The sequence below is a fragment of the Paraferrimonas haliotis genome, assembly GCF_002282895.1.
GTDB classification, from domain to species: Bacteria; Pseudomonadota; Gammaproteobacteria; order Enterobacterales; family Shewanellaceae; genus Paraferrimonas; species Paraferrimonas haliotis.
Genome location: NZ_NRRB01000009.1, coordinates 38046 through 56933, shown reverse-complemented (window position 1 = coordinate 56933; position 18888 = coordinate 38046). Strand labels below are relative to the sequence as shown.

General features: G+C 47.2%; 15 protein-coding genes. 5 read left to right on the top strand and 10 right to left on the bottom strand.

Translation table 11 applies throughout. The features are described 5' to 3' along the window. Nucleotides 1–24: 24 nt before the first annotated feature. From CLC91_RS14285 to CLC91_RS14275, 3 genes are all read right to left on the bottom strand, one after another. Nucleotides 25–1980, bottom strand: coding sequence for a BCCT family transporter (locus CLC91_RS14285; protein WP_095500581.1), 1956 nt, complete (start codon nt 1978–1980; stop codon nt 25–27). A gap of 105 nt (nt 1981–2085) precedes the next feature. Further along, nucleotides 2086–3018: a pyridoxal-phosphate dependent enzyme gene (locus tag CLC91_RS14280; protein WP_095500580.1), complete on the bottom strand. Its 933-nt coding sequence runs from the start codon at nt 3016–3018 to the stop codon at nt 2086–2088. 39 nt (nt 3019–3057) lie between these two features. After that, nucleotides 3058–3948 carry a bifunctional methionine sulfoxide reductase B/A protein gene (locus CLC91_RS14275; protein WP_095499225.1) on the bottom strand — a complete coding sequence of 297 codons (891 nt, stop codon included), beginning with the start codon at nt 3946–3948 and terminating at the stop codon, nt 3058–3060. 98 nt (nt 3949–4046) lie between these two features. Between CLC91_RS14275 and CLC91_RS14270 the strand changes: the two genes are divergently transcribed. The 3 genes from CLC91_RS14270 to CLC91_RS14260 are packed head-to-tail and all read left to right on the top strand — an operon-like array spanning nt 4047 to nt 7017. Then, entirely contained in the window at nt 4047–4886 is an 840-nt protein-coding gene (locus CLC91_RS14270) for a 2OG-Fe(II) oxygenase family protein (RefSeq protein ID WP_095499224.1), read from the top strand. A gap of 59 nt (nt 4887–4945) precedes the next feature. Further along, entirely contained in the window at nt 4946–5872 is a 927-nt protein-coding gene (gene ylqF / locus CLC91_RS14265) for a ribosome biogenesis GTPase YlqF (RefSeq protein WP_095499223.1), read from the top strand. A gap of 11 nt (nt 5873–5883) precedes the next feature. Beyond that, nucleotides 5884–7017 carry a DUF1624 domain-containing protein gene (locus CLC91_RS14260; RefSeq protein WP_269844436.1) on the top strand — a complete coding sequence of 378 codons (1134 nt, stop codon included), beginning with the start codon at nt 5884–5886 and terminating at the stop codon, nt 7015–7017. 306 nt (nt 7018–7323) lie between these two features. Here the strand turns inward: CLC91_RS14260 and CLC91_RS14250 are convergent, their stop codons facing one another. The 6 genes from CLC91_RS14250 to pdsO form a co-directional block, all read right to left on the bottom strand. Further along, entirely contained in the window at nt 7324–7848 is a 525-nt protein-coding gene (locus tag CLC91_RS14250; RefSeq protein ID WP_095500579.1) for a hypothetical protein, read from the bottom strand. Next, nucleotides 7848–9158 (bottom strand): hypothetical protein, encoded by a 1311-nt coding sequence (locus tag CLC91_RS14245; RefSeq protein ID WP_095500578.1) that lies wholly within the window; start codon nt 9156–9158, stop codon nt 7848–7850. The genes CLC91_RS14250 and CLC91_RS14245 overlap by 1 nt, the downstream gene beginning before the upstream one ends. 193 nt (nt 9159–9351) lie before the next feature. Beyond that, a complete protein-coding gene (locus CLC91_RS14240) occupies nt 9352–11832 on the bottom strand; it encodes an alpha/beta hydrolase family protein (protein ID WP_095500577.1) in 2481 nt (826 codons plus the stop codon). Between the two features lie 163 nt (nt 11833–11995). Beyond that, entirely contained in the window at nt 11996–12616 is a 621-nt protein-coding gene (locus CLC91_RS14235) for a class GN sortase (RefSeq protein WP_095499218.1), read from the bottom strand. Then, on the bottom strand, nt 12600–14636 hold the full coding sequence (locus CLC91_RS14230) for a marine proteobacterial sortase target protein (RefSeq protein ID WP_095500576.1): 2037 nt from the start codon (nt 14634–14636) through the stop codon (nt 12600–12602). The genes CLC91_RS14235 and CLC91_RS14230 overlap by 17 nt, the downstream gene beginning before the upstream one ends. Before the next feature lie 10 nt (nt 14637–14646). Further along, on the bottom strand, nt 14647–15351 hold the full coding sequence (gene pdsO / locus CLC91_RS14225) for a sortase-associated OmpA-like protein PdsO (protein ID WP_158220752.1): 705 nt from the start codon (nt 15349–15351) through the stop codon (nt 14647–14649). 216 nt (nt 15352–15567) lie between these two features. Between pdsO and CLC91_RS14220 the strand changes: the two genes are divergently transcribed. Beyond that, nucleotides 15568–16260, top strand: coding sequence for a response regulator (locus CLC91_RS14220; protein ID WP_095500575.1), 693 nt, complete (start codon nt 15568–15570; stop codon nt 16258–16260). Further along, complete coding sequence (gene pdsS / locus CLC91_RS14215; RefSeq protein WP_095500574.1) at nt 16261–18441, top strand: proteobacterial dedicated sortase system histidine kinase; 2181 nt, start codon at nt 16261–16263, stop codon at nt 18439–18441. Nucleotides 18442–18460: 19 nt separating this feature from the next. Here the strand turns inward: pdsS and CLC91_RS14210 are convergent, their stop codons facing one another. Continuing rightward, on the bottom strand, nt 18461–18805 hold the full coding sequence (locus CLC91_RS14210; protein ID WP_095499213.1) for a YajD family HNH nuclease: 345 nt from the start codon (nt 18803–18805) through the stop codon (nt 18461–18463). Nucleotides 18806–18888: the final 83 nt, after the last annotated feature.

Here is an 18888-nt window from a genome sequence, read left to right as displayed (position 1 = left end):
ATGCGCTGTTTATACGCTTAAGAACTATTCCGATCGTATCAAGTGTAAAAAGTGCATGTGCTTTTTATACTGATCCACCACATCATTGATAATCGCCAGTTCCGACCAACCCATAACGTCATAGTCTTGACCGCCTTCGTTGAGGTGAACCTGAGCGCGGTAGTAACTGTCGTCGTTACTGCTACTCTCTTCTTGAATGAACTCTGGCTGCTGTAACTGCTCTTTGCGAACACCGTAGCTGAAGTCTTGCTCATTACCATGAAACACCATTAAGGTGATCCCTTGCTCCGATTTGCGGATCTCAGTCTCAATATTATTATCTTCAAACTGAGTCGCTAATTTTTTAAACGCCGGCCCCACTCGCAATCGAATGAATCGGTTTACGTTTTTCTTATCCGGGTGGGAAATGGTGTTGTCGAGCTTTTCGCGCCAATCTTCAGCGTTGTCGTAGTTAGTATGTGCGTTAGTCATCACCAAGCTTTCCGCTTTAGCGGCTTCCACTCGCAAGGCTTGCATTAAGCCATACATAGAAATCAACAACACAATCGCAAACGGAAGCGCAGCGGCGATAGTCATGGTTTGCAAAGCACTCAAGCCACCGGCTAACGACAAGCTCGCCGCCACCACACCAACACTACTAGCCCAAAATAAGCGCTGCCACAACGGCGTTTCGTTATTGCCATTGGAGCACAGCATATCAATGACCATAGCACCAGAGTCACAAGACGTCACAAAGAAAATCACGATCATAATGACCGCAAGACCGGTAAGTACTTCTTGCCACGGGAAGTTCGATAGGAATACGAATAACGCCACCGATGAGTTTTCAGAAACCATTTGGGCAATGTTTTCGGCGCCATTTTCAACGATAAGTGAAATGGCGCTGTTGCCAAAGATGGTCATCCACAACAAGGTAAACGCGGTAGGAACTAACATGACCCCTAATACGAATTCTCTAATGGTTCGTCCGCGTGAAATTCGAGCGATAAACAAACCAACGAACGGTGACCAAGCCAGCCACCAGCCCCAATAGAAAATGGTCCAACCGCCAATCCAATCTTTCTTCTCGTAGGCAAAAAGGTTGAAGGTGATGCGCACGATGTCCGACAGGTAGGTACCAACGTTTTGCACGTAGGCTTGCAATAAGAAGACGCTCGGCCCTAATACAAAAATAAGCAATAACAGCATTATGGCTAACAGCATGTTGGTTTGAGACAGAATCTTAATGCCCTTATCCAAACCGGTAGCTACCGATATTGAGGCCAACACAGTAATTGCTATCATGATCCAAATTTGGTTAACCGTCGACACGTCGAAGTCAAACAGGTAGTTAAGTCCTGAGTTCACTTGAGCAGCCCCCAAACCGAGCGAGGTTGCTACACCAAATACGGTACTAATGACCGCAAAAATGTCGATGGCATGGCCGCGCCAACCGTATATTTTGTCACCAATAATAGGAAACAGCGCCGAGCGTAGTGTCAGCGGCAATTTATGTCGGTAACAGAAATAAGCCAATATCAACGCCACGACCGCGTATATGGCCCAGGCATGCAAACCCCAATGGAAAAAGGTGATTTTCATGGCCTCTTTTGCCGCTTCTAGAGTTTGCGGATCGGCTGTCGGCGGGTTGAGGTAATGCATGACTGGCTCTGCAACCCCAAAGAACATCAGCCCAATTCCCATACCTGCTGCAAACAGCATCGACAACCAGGTGCCAAGGGTATAGTCCGGTTTGGCGTGATCCGGCCCCAGCTTGATTTCACTAAAACGAGACAGGCTTAGATACACCACGAACGACAAAATGATGGTCACCGTCAACACATAAAACCAACTGGCATTGGTTACTATGCTGTGCTGAGTCGATGAGAACACGCTGTTAGCGATCTCTGGGTTTAATACAGTGAGCAGCACTATGGCCACGATTAGCACAGCAGAGGTTATAAAAACCGGCTTATTGACGAACTTTAAATTTACAGACATTAGACCTTCAGTCAGGCGATTAAAAACACGATCGATAACCACTAACTATATCAGAAAGCAAGGGGCATTGCCGGAGTACAATGTTACCAACTTCATGTAAATGCATTATTTTTCAGTAAACTGTTGGCGCCAGCGCCACAACTGCTCAATATTTGCCCCCACGCCACCACACACCACCAACAAAACGTTGCTTTCAGGGGGCAGCGTTTTTGCACTGGCGACTAACGCGGCGACGCTGGCACCGCATGCGGGCTCGGTGACAACCCGATTCATCTCGAGCAAGTCAAAGCACCCCCTCAGCGCCGCTTCATCGGATACAGTAACTGGTCGAATCGGCAGCTGTTTGCTGTAGGCGAGCGCTTGTTGAGATACTTGTTTGGCTCCTAGAGAAGTGGCAATGGTATCAATCGCGTCTATAGTGAGCGCCTGATTTGCCTCGATGGCACGACAAAAAGATGCCGCACCTTGGGTTTCCGCGGCAAGAATTGAGCAGCGGTTTAAACCATGTTGCAATAACCCTTGCGCCACACCACACAGCAAGCCGCCACCACCAACAGAGAGCACCACCACCTCGGGTGTGAGTCCGTCTGCGATTACTTCGTCGATTAAGCTGGCATGTCCTTGCCAAAGCAGGGGGTCGTCAAATGGGTGTACATACGCGCATCGAGCGGTTTTAAGCGACAGCGCTTGGCGGTGAGCCTGATCCCAATTATCGCCGTGTATTATCACGCTCGCCTGTTGCTGTTCAATGAGCTTAATGGCTTGAGGCTTAGTCGTCTTTGGAACCACCACGGTCACCGGAACCCGCAATTGCCTGCCGGCATAAGCGACCGCTAAACCGGCGTTGCCGCCACTTGAGGCCAACAGGTGCTCAGCCCCGTTATCCACGTAATGTTGACAGGCATAACCCACACCTCGATTCTTAAAAGAGCCGCTGGGTTGTAGGGCCTCCATTTTAAGCCATACTTGAACCCCTAACTGTTCTGATAAAGCGCTGCTAAACAGCAGTGGCGTAGTAACGTGTAATGGTTGGCTCACCTATTCATCCTTGAAATGAAACGAATTAAGAAGGTTAGACTAGCACGAATCGTCGCTCACTAAATACTGCGCCATCTGCTGTCGAAACTTAGCCAGCTTTGGTGCTATCACGACTTGGCAGTATGCTTGTTCACTGTTGCGCCGAAAATAGTCTTTGTGTTTTGACTCGGCTGGGTAGAACCGACTCAAAGGCTCAATATCGGTTACAACTGGAGAATCAAACCAATCCTGAATGTTGGTAATAACGCTTAATGCGGTTGCGGCTTGTTGGTCCGACTGGGTTAATATAATGGAACGGTACTGGCTACCAACATCGTTACCTTGACGGTTAAGCGTGGTGGGATCATGGCTTGCAAAAAATAATCTCAATAAGGTTTGATAACTGATGATCGACGGATCAAATTCCACCATGACCACTTCAGCGTGACCGGTCTGTCCGCCGCATACCTGCTGGTAACTCGGGTTGTCACTTTCGCCACCAGCGTAGCCAGGCGTCACGCTTAACACGCCTTTGGCCTGTTGCAAGGTAGCTTCGATACACCAAAAGCATCCCCCCCCTAGCACGGCAGATTCAATCGGTTTGAAATCCAAAGACAGCGAATTGACGCAATGGCGGGTATTTTTGTCGGTGAGGCGTTCACCTTCGAACACATGCCCAAGATGCGCATCGCATTGATTGCACACAATCTCGGTACGACGACCATCGGCGTCCCTAAGTCGCTTAACCTGCCCAGGAATTTCATCGTCAAAGGCCGGCCAACCGCAACCGGCGTTAAACTTATCTTGGCCTAGATACAGCGGTGCATCACATCGACCACAGTGATAACGACCCGCCTGATAAAAATCGTCATATTCGCCACTAAACGGAGGCTCAGTACCTTTGTCTTCAATGATGTGCCGCTGTGCCTCTGTAAGCTTTTTATAGGGCATATCGTTTCCTCTGAACTTGCTCGATTAAGTTTAGCTTATTAAACTCTTTGCAAGTTAACATCGATCAATAATCAATAAAAACAAGTTAGGGTTAAGGCATGCAATTAGAAACCATAGATTTTCAAGCCAGCGACGCACCACAGCGCTTCACCCAGTCCCTACGAGATACCGGCTTCGGTGTTCTTAAAAACCATCCCATTAAGGCGGAAACCTTACAGGCCATATACCAACATTGGCAGCAGTTTTTCGATGGGAACGATAAATACAATTACCGTTACAACAGCGACACTCAAGATGGCTTTTTTGGTGCCGACGTGGCCGAGACGGCTAAAGGTTTTAGCCAAAAAGATTTAAAAGAGTACTACCACATCTACCCTTGGGGGCAGATTCCTAAAGAGTTGGCGGATGAAATATTAGCTTACTATAAGGCCACCAGCGACTTTGCTGCACAACTGTTAAGTTGGATTGAAGCGCACACGCCAACGGAAGTCGCGGAGCATTTTTCCATCCCGCTTGCGGATATGATACGTGATAGCCAGCAAACCCTGTTGCGAGTGCTGCATTACCCGCCCTTAACCGGCAATGAGCCTGCTGGAGCGGTAAGAGCCGCCGCCCATGAGGACATTAATCTAATTACCATTTTACCCGCCGCTACCGAAACCGGTTTGCAGGTGTTGAGTAAAGATAACCAATGGATCGACGTGCCCTGCGATTTTGGCAACCTGATCATCAACATTGGTGACATGCTACAAGAAGCGTCAAACGGTTACTATCCGTCCACCACTCACCGAGTCATCAATCCAAGCGGCCCTGCTCGTTTTCAATCCCGAATATCCTTACCCTTGTTTTTGCACCCTAACCCTGAAGTGGTGTTATCCAGTCGACATACTGCTTACAGCTACTTACAAGAAAGATTGAAAGAATTAGGGGTGATATAACCGGCCGCTATCCGTTAGAATAGCGCCCCACTGAACCTGATTTTAGCAACGAGACAACTATGGCAATTCAATGGTATCCAGGGCACATGCACAAAGCCCGCAAGCAGATCGAAGAGGTCATGCCTCAAGTAGACCTGGTCATCGAGGTGCTTGATGCCCGAATTCCTTATTCAAGCGAAAACCCAATGGTAGGCTCTCTGCGAGGTGATACGCCTTGTATAAAATTGCTTAACAAAGCAGATTTAGCGGATCCCGACATCACTCAACTGTGGCTTGAGCACCTTGATGCGCAGCAAGGGGTTAAGGCCATGGCCATTACCACCTCGGATATGTCACAGGTAAACAAGATCCCTGAGTTATGCCGTAAACTAAGCCCCCATCGCGACCAACCGGACAAAGCGATTCGAACCATGATAATGGGTATTCCCAATGTCGGGAAATCAACGCTCATTAATGCGTTGGCTGGGCGCATTATCGCCAAAACTGGAAACGAGCCGGCTGTGACCAAACGACAACAGCGCATTAGCTTGAAAAACGGCATTGTCTTGTCGGACACTCCAGGAATTTTGTGGCCCAAAGTGGAAAACGAACATTCGGGATACCGATTGGCGGTTACCGGGGCCATTCGCGATACGGCCATGGAATACGAAGACGTTGCCATGTATGCCGTAGAATACATGATGCAAGCTTATCCGCAGCGACTTGCAGAGCGTTACGACATCACCGACATGCCATCGCAACCCATCGAAATGCTAGAAGAAATTGGCAGGCGTCGAGGTGCATTAAGAGGCGGTGGACGCATCGACTTACACAAAGCTTCAGAAGTATTACTGCACGAAATTCGTGGTGGTAAACTGGGGTTGGTAACGTTAGAAACTCCCGACATGATAGCCGAAGAAGAAGTTCTGGTTGAGCAACAGCGTGAAGAAAAACGCATAAAAGACGAATTAAGAGCTGAGCAATATAAAAAGAAACGCCGTCGCTAAGAGGGGTTGAGTTGATAGCTAAACGAATACAAAGCATCGACATCATGCGCGGCATCGTGATGCTTATTATGCTGCTCGACCACGTCCGTGAACGATTTTATTACCATCAGCAAGTGTCTGATCCCATGGTCATAGAATCCACTAGCCCTGAGCTGTTCTTCAGTCGTTTTGCGGCGCATTTTTGTGCGCCTATTTTTGTTTTTCTCACCGGCGTTTCCGCGTGGTTATACTGTCATCCCGCCAATGGCCAAAACCGATCAGCCCAGGAATTTTTGCTAAAACGTGGCCTATTTCTGATTGCGCTTGAATGCACTTTGATTACCTTCCAATGGATGGGCAATTACAACACCATTTGGTTACAAGTAATTTGGGCCATAGGCGTTAGCATGTTGGCACTAGCTCTGCTGCTCAAATTACCTAAGTATTGGCTACTGAGCATTGGGTTAATCATAGTCTTTGGTCATAATTTATTAACCCCTATCGAGTTTGAACAAGGTCAATGGGGCTATACCTTGTGGGCTATTTTACACGACAGAGGCTACATTCTGCCTAATGATTTGGTAACCATTAGAGCCAGCTATCCAGTGCTTCCCTGGGTTGGAGTGATTTTGCTCGGCTATTGTCTCGGCCCCGTTTACGCCTCGTCTTACAAGGCTTGTAAACGCCAAAGCGTTTTACTTTGGTTAGGGGTTGCCGCCTTTCTAACCTTTGCGGTTTTGCGTGGTTTTAACATTTATGGCGAAACCCTCGACTGGCAGGTACAGCAATCGTTTACCCTCAGTCTTATGTCGCTACTAAACGTAACCAAATACCCGCCTTCGCTGGCTTTTTTGCTCATTACCCTTTCCGGTATGTTGGTTGGCCTAAGAGCCCTTGAATCGTTAAACCCAAGGTACGGTGCCCTATTGTCTACCTTTGGCTCAGCACCTATGTTTTTTTATATCTTACACTTGTACGTTTTACTGTTTATGTATCACGGTGCTTTGTGGTTGTTCGGGCCGAATTATGGCGACCTCTTTGGATTTACCAACATGGGATATGTATGGCTGGTGACCGTTTTATTAGCGGTGGGATTGTACTTTCCGACCCGAGCTTTTGCTCGCTACAAGCACAGTTCGAAAAGCGCTTGGATCAAATATTTTTAAGGGCTTCAATCGCTAGTTAATTGGCTTTTCAAAGCGTTTGAGTTTGCGGTAAAAGTGAACCACTAACCCAATAATTACGATGAGGAAAAGATAGCGAGCGCTGTTGGGAAACGCTTCATTGTTAGCTAATAGGGTTGCAAACACTATGATTTGCAGCCCGTGCCAAATGAAGGATTGTCTAATTGCATCAGTTGTTTTCAAAACCATTAATGTCCGTTTGCTGAGAAATGGGTAGCTTTCAATGTAGGCTTAAACCAGCAAGCCCGCAACTCAACCTTCTTTATTGCCCAACTTGACCATCTCCCCCTATGAAGGGTCTTCATGGTCACGCCACATACTATCGATATGCTCTAACAACTCGCGATACCCTTGCATATACGCTGATACGCGAACCGACTTCTTACCGTAGAAGCTCAACACATAATGATCGAAACAAGAATTGTGAGTAACATCGATTAAGTCTTCCCAGCGATAATATCGACGACCATGCCAGATGCTTTGAAAATAAAGCCCGCGTTCGTCAAACTCCCCTTTTGTACCGAAGTAATCGAGAATAAGTAACAGGCCTGCTAAACCAATGCACACCGCCAGTGCGAGTATGCTTATGGTTGGATAGTCATATTGCTCAAAACTGACTGCGTTAACTATCGTAAACGTTGCAGCAAAGCAGATGAATGCCAGTACCATGGACGAGAGCCCATAACGCAACTTGCCCTTGATCGTTTTTTGCCACACATGCACTGCGTAGCTTTTAACAAGAATGTACGACAGCCAACTCCCCATAACGCTGAACGTCACTTTAACAACCAGTGCAAATGATGTTTCGTCCACTAGTCCATTTTCTCAATACGGTGAATGCCTTTTCGGCTGGTAATAAGCCGGTATCTTAATAACATGACCTCATCGTCATCCGTTTTTATTTCAAAGATAAGATGCACCGGATAAACATGATGCACCTGAGAGCGTTGTATGTTGCCATCCACTTGGTGCCAGTGGCTTTGGTTGAGTTGAGGCAGAAGACGCAATCGACGACTAAAATTGACCGTTAGAATGTCTAAGATGTAACAATCTTTGGCGATGACGTCGGTGGCATTTAAATGAAACTGTCTATCTAATACAAACGCATTGGAATCGATACGACTGTCTTGATTGAGCAAATGGCTCGCCAGTTTATTGGCTTTAGTGCTTAGTTGCTCTGGTTTTGCTCGATAAATGGTGGACTTTATTTCACCGACAGGCTGTTTACTGGCGTGGTGCTCAAGTCGATAGTGATACTTAAAAAAGCGTTTAAAGTATCGTTTCATCAGAAAGTTTCGCCCAAGCTCTTTAATGCGATCTTTAAAGATGTAAGAAAGCACCAAGGAAATGAAGAAGGGGGTGGTGAAATTTCCAAACGCGCGCTGAGTAGCAAAGGCTACCCCAGTAGCAAAGGCCATTGCTAACGCCGCAGCGCCGCCAAAGATAACTTGTTCAGCCAACTTGCCGTCCGTTATTAAGGAACGATTAAGGCGATATGGCCGATTTATTAACCGCTTAGCTAACAATATTCTGGCCAGCAGTTTCTCTCGCCCAGCTTCATTTTTATGGGTTAAACGGTATTTGTACTGCTTTGCATAGGACTCAAGCTGCTCATGAATTTTTTTAAGCTCTGGGGTTTGCTTGGTTGTATTGGCTAAAACCGCTTGGTTTAAGCTGTATAAGAGCACGTGGTCCGCTAATCGATACAAGCGTCCTTGGGTCAATTCATCGTGATATTCGTGTACCCAATGAAACCAATCTAAGCGGTTTTTGAGCTTACCAAAGTCGATGATCTCGTGTTCAAGCGCCAATAAAAATTCGTTCACGAAATCCGCTAAAACGCGACGATAACGCTCCGATGTTTTATGGGCATTGGCATAAGCACTGTAACGCATGCTGGCCCAACGCCGTTTGACGCTATCGGTTGTCCGATGTGGCGGCCGTTCGACTAATTGCTTTTGCAAGAGGTTGCCATAAAAAACATCTGTCACCGCCGACGGATCGCTTTGAGTGAGTTTCTCTGGAAATAAAAAGTGGGTTTTAATATCAAACCGGCGCGCTTGCTTAGGCAGACGCACTTTAATGTCTAAATGATATCTATCCGCTTTTATTAGCTCTATCACAAACGCCCCTTAAACCTCGCTAACCTGCAGAAAATTAATAATTAGTCTTAACTTATTATTACAACATAATACGCCAAACCAGACAGACCTTCAGCCTCATTTAACTGCCCTTTCTCACACTATTAAGACAATTAAAACGAAAAAAGGCACCGCCATAGGTGCCTTTACAAGGTGTAACCAAAGGGAAACCGGGTTATTGGTCTTTCGCTTGCTCCGCTTTAGTCTCTGGATAGAGGTAGTTCCACCACTGAGGCTCATCTTTTAAATGCATATCAAACCATGCAAGCGTTGCATCCCACCAGTCGAAACGCGCTTGACGCCCATTAATGTGGTGATCTTGACCATTAAACTCAATCAGCTCAACCGGCTTGCCCAGTAACTTAAGCGCTGTATACATGTAGTGGCTTTCGCCAACCGGTACATTGGTGTCGGCATTGCCATGCAATAACAACAACGGCTTGGTTACTTTGTCAGCGTGGTACATAGGACTGTGCTCGACGTATAGCTGCTTGTTGTTCCAAGGGAAACTGCCGCGACTGGCCACACCCGAATAACCATAACCCCACCAGCCATGGCCCCAATAGGCAGACAAATTACTGATACCCGCATGGGACATAGACGCAGCAAAAATATCCGTTTTAGTGGATAAATACATGGTCATAAAGCCGCCGTAGGAGGCACCCATGTTACCCACTCGTTCAGGATCTACATAATCATGAGCTTGTAAGAACTTTTGCGTACCTTCGATGATGTCATCGGCGCTGAACTCACCCCAGGCATTAACGTGACGGCCACTAAATTCTTGCCCGTAACCGGTAGCGCCATTAGGTTGAAGCACATACACAACATAGCCTTGAGCCGCCCACAGGTTAAACGGCCAACGTCCGGTAAAGTTACGCCCTACGGGTGAAGTGCCACCGTAGTAATACACCAGCGCCGGATACTTTTTATTGCTATCAAAATCCGTCGGTAAGTAAACGCGCCCGTCAATGTTGTGGCCGTGTTTGTTGGTAAAGTCAAAGTCTTCTATTTTGCCAAGTTTACGGTCACTGTATGAGCGGTTACGGCTATCAAACAACGACTTCTTTTGCGACTTTAGATTCATTGAATACGCTTGTTGCGGTTCGGTGGCTGAGGTACCCGCATAAACAAGGGTGGTATTGGACTTGCCGCTGGCTACGCTGAATACATTGGTGACGTCTAGGCCGGTGTTGAGTCGATTAAACTTGGCTTTGCTTTTATCGTACCAATACAGGTTAGTGCGATCTTGCTCGCCAACCTGCAAAATCAAATCACCATTAGGCAGTTTCTTAGCATTACCAATGGATGGGTCAAAGTCTTTAGACAGTGCGGTTACCTTACCGTTAGCATCGCGCCAATAAAGCTGGGTATCATAGTCGTTCACGATTAAATCGCTTTTTTGCTTGCCAAGTCCGTTCATGAAGTTCGGTCCGGCTAGCATGTACATGCCACCCTCGGCATACAGTGCACTGGCGAAAGTGCGGTAGCTTCCAATTTCAGTTTCTTTGAGATCGGCCAAGTTAAGCTCAATCAGATGGCTAATGCCGTGGGCAGGCTCTTTATAATCCACAGGGTGACGGCTAAGCAGTATAGTTTCGCCGTTCTCGCTCACATCAATTAAGTTACTGCTTATGGCGTTCTCGGTAAGCTGGCGGATAAAGCCACTGTTACTGTCAATTTGGTAGATTTGAGCATTGTTGCGCCAATAGCTCCAGCGATCTTGCAGTGCCTGAAAACGTTTGTTGGTGGCTTTCTCATCGGCCTTGAAAGGCTTTTCCCAACTGAAAATAAGGCTGTCATTTACCCAGGTTAAGCCTGAAACATTTTTCATGTCATCGGCGAGCGTGGTTAAAGAAAGATCGGCAAGCGTCAGCGTTTGAATTTTTCCATCATAAACAAAGGCCAACTGTTTACTGTTGGCTGACCAAGTTACCGAACTTGGACGCTTATCGCTCCAACGGTAAAGCAGTTGTTGATTGTCGCGTTTTACCAATTCGGTCACTCGAATGGCGCTATCGCCTTTGCTGGCATCGTAGTGTGTTTTGGTTTGCAGCATATAATCGCCATCTGGCGACAACGACAACTGATTGACGACTTCTGAGTCAAATAACAGCTCGGCACTTACCCGTTTGTTAGCTGGTTTGCTCAGTGTCAGCGTATCTACATCAGCATCACCCTGCCAATCTATCGATAAGGCTTCGTCTTTTGATTGACCATCAGCCAGAATCAATAAGTTGTAATCGCCGTTTCGCAACGTAATGGCTATTTCATCACCCGAACCCACCCGTTCTCCGGCAATGTACAGTTGTGGATTTTCCAGTCCTGCGATGGTTAACTTACCTTGAGTGAAACGTTGCGTGGTGACTTGAGTTTGTAGTGCTAACCACGCGCCATCTGGATTGTTTTTGCTAACCTTTTGCCAACGATAATCTTGGCCAAACATCGCCACTTTAGAGTCCAGCGCACTGTCGTTTAAATGGCGGGCAATATTATTGCGTAAAGCGTCGGCTTTTGGGCTTGCTGAAAGTGGCATGGCGCTGGTTGCGGTCACCGGTCCAAGTTGCTGCATTTTACTGTAATCCAACTCAGCGGCTACGGCGGTTCCCGATAGCGCTAAACTCAGACCTAAATACAGGCAAGACAATCTGCTCATGTTGATTCCTTGTTGTGCTTTTCGTTATTTGGGCAACAGTTTGGCAAAACAAGGTAAAAAATGCACTCGCTTTTGAGCTTCTGTGGGATAAAAAGTGCAAAGGAGTGTGTATTAAAAAAGCGGTCGGTAAAAGACATGGACCGACCGCTGACACAACAAAAGGTTAGAATCGAATGGATGGCCGTTTCAGCTCGGCCAAATCAATGCTCGCAACCGCTGGGTAGACGCGAGTTGCTTGCACCAGATAGCGCTTATCTCCTCCTATAATTTGACTGTTAAACGGATAGCATGTGACCAGGCTTAACACCTCCTGATTGGGATTAACCAACAAATGGGTATCGTCTTCACTCACAACTTTGCGTTCGGTTACTTGGTAGTCCAACACTTGCTTGTCCGCCGTTACCAAGCGAATGTCATCGCCTAATTTCAAGTTTTTAAGCGCGGCAAAATGAGTATCTTTGTGACCGAATATCACCTTATTAGGCACTGGGTATTGACGCTCACTGGAAACCATTCCCGGACCAAAGGCTAAGGTGCTCATGTCTGCGCCTTGCAACACCATAATCGGCTTATCATTGTTCGCTAGCGTTAATTTTGCGAGCGGATGGGTGTCGGCCCAAGGCCACGGTTTTACTGGCTTTCCCGTATCAAGTTGCTGCTGCCAAGCGTGTTCAATCAACACTTGAGCAAGTTGAGCTTTGGCTTGAATGTAGCCACCTTGACTCAACAGCCCAGCCCCTAACAAACCAAGGCTAATGAACGAGACTTTAATGAACTGGCGCATGCTGCTCTCCTTGACGACGACGCTGTGACCATAATCCAAGTAGCGACATAAGCAACAATATGCTTCCTAAGGTCATCAGAAGTTGGCTGGCTGTGCCGGTTTGTGGCATACGCCCCATGTCCCATCCCTCTGGCATATTGAGCGCAATTTGTTGTTCAAGCGCTTGAGCGACATTACGCGGGGTTTTGTCCACCGCAATTAAACTGGTATAGCGACTTACCAACTGGTAATCCAAAGCCAGTTTTACAATGCTGGATTGCTTTTCTGTGGCACTAAAATCGTCTCTAAGCTCTATACTCCGGATTTGTTGAGCGGCCCAAAGCTTATCCAGTCCGGCATTACTTTGTTGACTGTGATCCAGGGTAATTAGGGTTTGCCAACGTTTATTGGCCCGTTTGCCATCAATTTGTAACTGGGGCGTTTTCCCATGGAATTTAAAGCTCACCAACAGAGGTTGACCTTGATACAGATCCGGCAGTGGATTCGGCCAATAATCCATGGGGGTGCCGTCGGCCCATTGCAGACGAATATCGCGCAATGCCGGGTTCGCCAACTTGTCGAACAACTCACGCATGCGCTCGTTAACTTCGTTAATATCACCGATATAGCTGTAGCTGCCTCGGCCCAATTGCGCGGCTTTGCTCATGAAATAACCGTTAGGTGCTGAGCCAATGCCAACCGTAAACAACCGAGAACTGCCTAACCCTTGCTCAATCTTCTTTAGCAGCTTGTCTTCATAGGATACAGAGCCATCGGTTAAGAACATTAATTGACGCAGTTTGTTGGGTTGGGCGCTCATGTGCATGGCCGCATCCAGCGCCAAGTGCATGTTGGTGCCGCCCCCAGCTTGCAGGTTATTAACAAAGGTACGAGCGCGCCATAGGTTGTTAGCTGTGGCTGGCAGTGCCCGATCGCTAAACAACTTTACACCGGTACTAAAAGCAATAATGGTAAAGCTGTCCTGTGGCTGAAGTCGGGTAAGACCATAGTTAAGGGCTTGTTTTGCCTGCACCATACTACTTCCTTGCATAGAGCCCGATACATCAATGATAAAAACCATTTCCCGATCGAGGCGCTCATGAGAGGCGTGCTTATCATCACTGGGCAGCAACATCATTAACCCAAAATCGCCATTCGCTGTGGTTTGCTTTAGCACACTGGCTTGGGGCAAGGCACCCAGTTTTGGTTGCCACTGCAAAACAAAGTCCTTATTAGCCCACACTTGCTCCGCTAAACCAATGTGGTAACGACCGTCACTACCCATTTTGGTATCAATCCTGTGATACAAGCTGGTCAAGCTGGCCAGTTCAAATCCTGGTGCCAGGTCGATGGTGAGGTTAATGGGCAATTTTGGCGTGTTAACGGGATGGCGCGAGGACGGTTTAGCGATATCACTCATTCTCAATTCACTGCCATTAAGTGGTCCAGCCGGATTTTGATAACGGGGAGCCACCACGGTTGGTAGGCGCAGTTCAAAGTGCCCAGAGTCGAACCGAGCCAGCTCTTGGTACTCAATGGTGATACTAACCACTTCCCCAGGCGCAATGTGAGCCACCTGTGTTTCAAAGACATTAGCACGATGCTGGCTCACCAAGCTGGCACTTTTTCCCTGTGCTTTAGCTCGTTCAAAGTTGGCCTTGGCTTGTTGCTTTTCTTGAATCTCTCCAACAATGCGGCGCTGACCTATTTGCAATGTCATGCTATCCACCGCGCTGTTTTCTGGCAGTGGGAACAAATAGTTACCGTGCACCCACTCATCGCTGTCATTTTTAAAGCGTTGGGTAACCTTAACTCGGTTAATCATGCCGCTCACGGTCATGTTGACATCGGTCGTCAAGGTTAATGCTTGCGCAGAGGCAACAGCGCTGCCTTGCTGGTATCCACTGAGCCATAAGCCCGTTTTTACATCACTTGAGGAGCTGGGGCTTGCAAAGGCTGACGGGATCCAGCCAGCCATAATAAGCCCTAGTAGGTAAACCAGCACCGCAAGTGACGCCAGTTTCTTATAAAATGACGTCATCAGTCTTTCCTTAGCGTAGGTTGGCAGTAGCGGTGTTAGAAATTACAGTTGAAATCGCAACCCGACGTTCGAAGTTATTGGACTCGTAATTTGGGTTGTCCACCAGTGGCAAGTTCGCGCCATAGCCCTGGCTATGTAGCCGCCCCTCACTGATACCTTGTGCCAATAAAAACGCTTTTACTGAGTCCGCTCGTTTGTGTGATAACGCCATGTTGAACTCTTGCGCTCCAGTGGGATCGGAATAACCAGCAAGATTGAGTTTCAACTCTGGAATTTGGTGCATTAGTTCAGCCAATTCCATGAGTTGTTGCTGAAAATGCGGCTCAATTTTAGAAGAGCCACTTCTAAACTGAATGTTCATGGCCAGCGATAACGCCTTCATTTGATTCAACTCGGCATTGAGCTTGGCAATTTTTAGCTCGCTGGCGTTATAGCGTTGGGCCGTTTCCATTAACTGCTCGTTGTCGCGATTTAACTGGGTAATGGTTTCATTCTGAGTTTCAATGAACTCTTCATGGGCGATGCTTTTCCCTATCATTCCACCGGTAAGTGCGCCAATAAAAATGCCCACAGGGCCACCCACTAAACCGCCTAGAACCATACCAGAGCCAACGCCCACTAATTCAGGCTTGGTATCCACCTCTTGGCTGTTGTTAGCAAAGGCAGGTTGCGTTAATGCTAAACCGACGGTTAGCGCGATAAGTTGCTTTTTCATAATGTTATCCCTTAGATAATGTGTCATGTTTGTAGAACTGTGTTGTTGGGACTCATTACAACAAGCAGAATGGGCATTCTTGAGGCAGGTTTAGGGCAATGTTGTGGCCAAATGTGGCGAAATTATGGCAATCGCTCTTAGGTCGCTTTTTTTATGAAAAATTTCGGTATGATAGAGCCACTGAAGCAACCTGTTAGACTCTAGTGGAGCGGATTAATGACTCGAATCGCCATCGTTGAAGATGAAGACGCCCTTCGTGAAAATTATGCAGAAAAATTAACCAAGTTAGGCTACCAAGTCAGCAGTTACAGCAACCGCCGCTCCGCAGAGGAAGCCTTTTCCGTGCAATTGCCCGACTTAGCTATTATTGATATCGGTTTAGAGGACGAAATCGACGGCGGCTTTGATTTATGTCAATGGCTTAGAGCTAAGAGCGATAAACTCCCTATTATTTTCTTAACCGCCCGAGATGACGAGTTCGACTTAACTACAGGGTTTGCTAAAGGGGGCAACGACTATCTTTCCAAAAGCGCTCCGTTTCACCAATTAAGGCTGCGTATTCAATCGCTTATTTCACTAGCTCAAGCTAATCAACAACCGGACGTCACTGAGCAAGCCATTGAGGCTGGATTGGTTTCCATCAAAGAAGGTCAGAAACTGGTGACTTATAACAGCCAAGAAATAGATCTGACACTGACTGAGTTTTGGATTGTGTTAGCGTTGGTTAGAAGACCCGGCCAAGTGAAATCAAGAGATCAACTTATGGAGGCGGCTAATTTAACTGTCGACCCCAATAGCATTAACTCCCACATTAAACGAATTCGCAAGAAATTCAGTGGCATAGACAGTGATTTTGATTCACTGAAAACGGTTCATGGTATGGGCTATCGCTGGGTGGTTACTGAATAAATGCGGTTACCTAGGGTCGGCCTTATTCCCAAGATTCTGTTGTTATCCAGCAGTTTGTTATTATTGCCCTGGTTGGGCTATCAATTCATTGATGAAATGGAGCACTACCTTCAAACTGGCCAAGAAAACACCTTAATCGGCACCACGCAGGCGTTAGCCACCGCGCTGCACGAGCGACCCGCGCTGTTTAATCAGCATGCCAGTTTCTTAAAGCAAGTTAAAAAAGGCCGTGATTTATACGCTTATCCCCTCGACGACGCCATTAACCTCGATGGCTTTTTGGATGATTGGCAGCAATACAAACATCGCTTTTTGCACTATGGCGAAAACAAGGTGCTTTACCAGCGCAACCCTAATCAAAAAGTCGCTTTGAGTTTTAGCAACATGGTGGGGAAACACGGCAACTACTTATATGCCATGTTTTCAGTGACGGATCCCAATCCAATAAAACGCGCTACCAACGCTTTGAGAATCGATCAAAATGACATGTTGATAATGGCCTTAGAAACACCCGAAGGCGAGTATAAACGCTATGGCGTAGCGGTTACTCGAGACGGTTGGTTTAATGCGTTTACCGTTCCAGTAAGCCTGTCAGCGGTGTCAGGGATAGAAGTAGAGCCAAGCATTCAAGGTCATTGGCGCACCACATCGAAAGGCTATGACATCGAGTTACGCCTGCCCTTAGACATGCTCGGCAGCAAGCTCTCTTTTGCTTTTCAAGACGTCAATAACACAGGGTCCCGTCGAGTCGATGCCGTTGTCGCTACCGCACCGTACCGACAAAGTGACAAAATGGGCAGCGTACTGGTACCCTCACCTGAAATTGAGCGCATCATTAAAGGCATGCAACACAACCCTTCACGCATTTGGGTTGTGGATAGACACCAGCGAGTATTAGCTCGCTCAGGCGACATTCACAGCTCCGGTGGCCTGTGGAATCAAAATGACAAAACCGTTGAACATCAGGAAGGCTGGTGGAATACCCTTTATTATGCCCGTATCGCTCCCCTTTTAGATGCTTGGCTAAACCGCCCTAGTAATGATTTCGTTGACACCCTAAACGACTCAACACAGCTCAACAGCGATTACATTGAAAAAGCCCTTTTGGGAGCATCTCAAACCCATTGGCGCTTTACCAGTGATCAAAAAGCAGTGATTCTCTCCGCTGCAAGCCCCATTTTTGTTGACGGAAAAGTCATGGGTGCGGTAGTAGCCGAGCAAACCACCAATGGCATTCGCAGCCTCAGAAATACCGCCATGCAAACCTTGTTTCAAACATTGTCGTTAATCATTGCTGCAGTAGTGGTGTTATTGCTGGCCTTTACCGCGGGGATTTCTTGGCGCATTAGAGGGCTTCGAAACCAAACCGAATCCGCCATTGATGACAAAGGCAAGGTAAATCACCTCATTGAACCCTCTACTCGGCGGGATGAAATTGGCGATCTATCCCGCAGTTTCTCATTAGTCCTTGAGCGCTTAGCCGGCTACAACCAATATTTAGAGAAGCTCAGCTCGCGCTTATCCCATGAACTAAGAACGCCGGTGGCTGTGGTTCGCTCATCGTTAGAAAACATGAGCGACGATGCCCCGCTTAGCCCACACCAGCAAAAAGCCTTTGCCCGCGCTCAAGAAGGCATTAATCGTCTCAATCTCATTCTCAATTCCATGACAGAAGCCAGCCGCATTGAGCAAAGTCTTAAAAGTATGGAACTAGAGCCGATTGTTTTGCAGGAATTGCTCGACGGTTATCACCAGAGTTACGCGCTCATATATCCCAACCACCGCTTTACACTGAGCATGGATGAGCAACCGGCGACGCTAGAGGGTGTTCCTGAATATTTAGGGCAACTACTGGATAAACTGGTGGGCAACGCCGTTGATTTTAGTGAGCCCAATGAACCAATCAAAATAACTCTGAGTCATCAAAAACAGCAAGCCACCATCACCTTGGCCAACAAAGGGCCGCTGCTCCCCGAAGAAATGAAAGAGCAAGTGTTTGACTCCATGGTGTCCCTTAGAACTAAGAAAAGCGATAAGCCCCATTTAGGCTTAGGGCTCTATATTGCTAAGTTAATAGCCCACTATCACAACGGTCGAATTAGCATCCAAAATCAAGCCAGCCAAGACGGTGTGATAGTAACCCTGGTGCTGCCGTTAACATCATCCCATCAGGCTGATTAATAGCCCTGTGCCGCTACGGTTACTTCAACAAGTCTTTTAAGTTGGCAAAGGGGTTGTGAGTGGCCTGGGTTTGATTGGTGTCCCCTGCTTTCACTTCACTGCCATAGGCTTGATGGTCTGTGTATTTAGAATGCTCGTGATCATGGCAATAAAGGCATAACAACTCCCAATTACTGCCATCACTGGGGTTATTGGTGTGGTCATGGTCAATATGATGCACCGTAAGTTCGCGTATATTGCTGTACACAAATTCTCGGGCACAACGACCACAAACCCAAGGGTACAGCTTCAGTGCTTGATCTCGATATTCGCTTTCCATGCGACGGTAATTGGCGCTGGCTCCGGTTTTATCAGCGTGATTCATAGCGTTACTCTAAAGCTAAAATTGCGGATTACCATTGTAATCAACGTCGCGGCTTTAGCAACGGGCATTAGCCACAAAAAAGG

Bases quoted from the DNA above. Each gene is read 5' to 3' on its own strand.
- CLC91_RS14285 (WP_095500581.1), bottom strand. From the start codon at position 1,980: ATGTCTGTAAATTTAAAGTTCGTCAATAAGCCGGTTTTTATAACCTCT.
- CLC91_RS14275 (WP_095499225.1), bottom strand. From the start codon at position 3,948: ATGCCCTATAAAAAGCTTACAGAGGCACAGCGGCACATCATTGAAGAC.
- CLC91_RS14270 (WP_095499224.1), top strand. From the start codon at position 4,047: ATGCAATTAGAAACCATAGATTTTCAAGCCAGCGACGCACCACAGCGC.
- ylqF (WP_095499223.1), top strand. From the start codon at position 4,946: ATGGCAATTCAATGGTATCCAGGGCACATGCACAAAGCCCGCAAGCAG.
- CLC91_RS14240 (WP_095500577.1), bottom strand. From the start codon at position 11,832: ATGAGCAGATTGTCTTGCCTGTATTTAGGTCTGAGTTTAGCGCTATCG.
- CLC91_RS14235 (WP_095499218.1), bottom strand. From the start codon at position 12,616: ATGCGCCAGTTCATTAAAGTCTCGTTCATTAGCCTTGGTTTGTTAGGG.
- CLC91_RS14230 (WP_095500576.1), bottom strand. From the start codon at position 14,636: ATGACGTCATTTTATAAGAAACTGGCGTCACTTGCGGTGCTGGTTTAC.
- pdsO (WP_158220752.1), bottom strand. From the start codon at position 15,351: ATGAAAAAGCAACTTATCGCGCTAACCGTCGGTTTAGCATTAACGCAA.
- CLC91_RS14220 (WP_095500575.1), top strand. From the start codon at position 15,568: ATGACTCGAATCGCCATCGTTGAAGATGAAGACGCCCTTCGTGAAAAT.
- pdsS (WP_095500574.1), top strand. From the start codon at position 16,261: ATGCGGTTACCTAGGGTCGGCCTTATTCCCAAGATTCTGTTGTTATCC.
- CLC91_RS14210 (WP_095499213.1), bottom strand. From the start codon at position 18,805: ATGAATCACGCTGATAAAACCGGAGCCAGCGCCAATTACCGTCGCATG.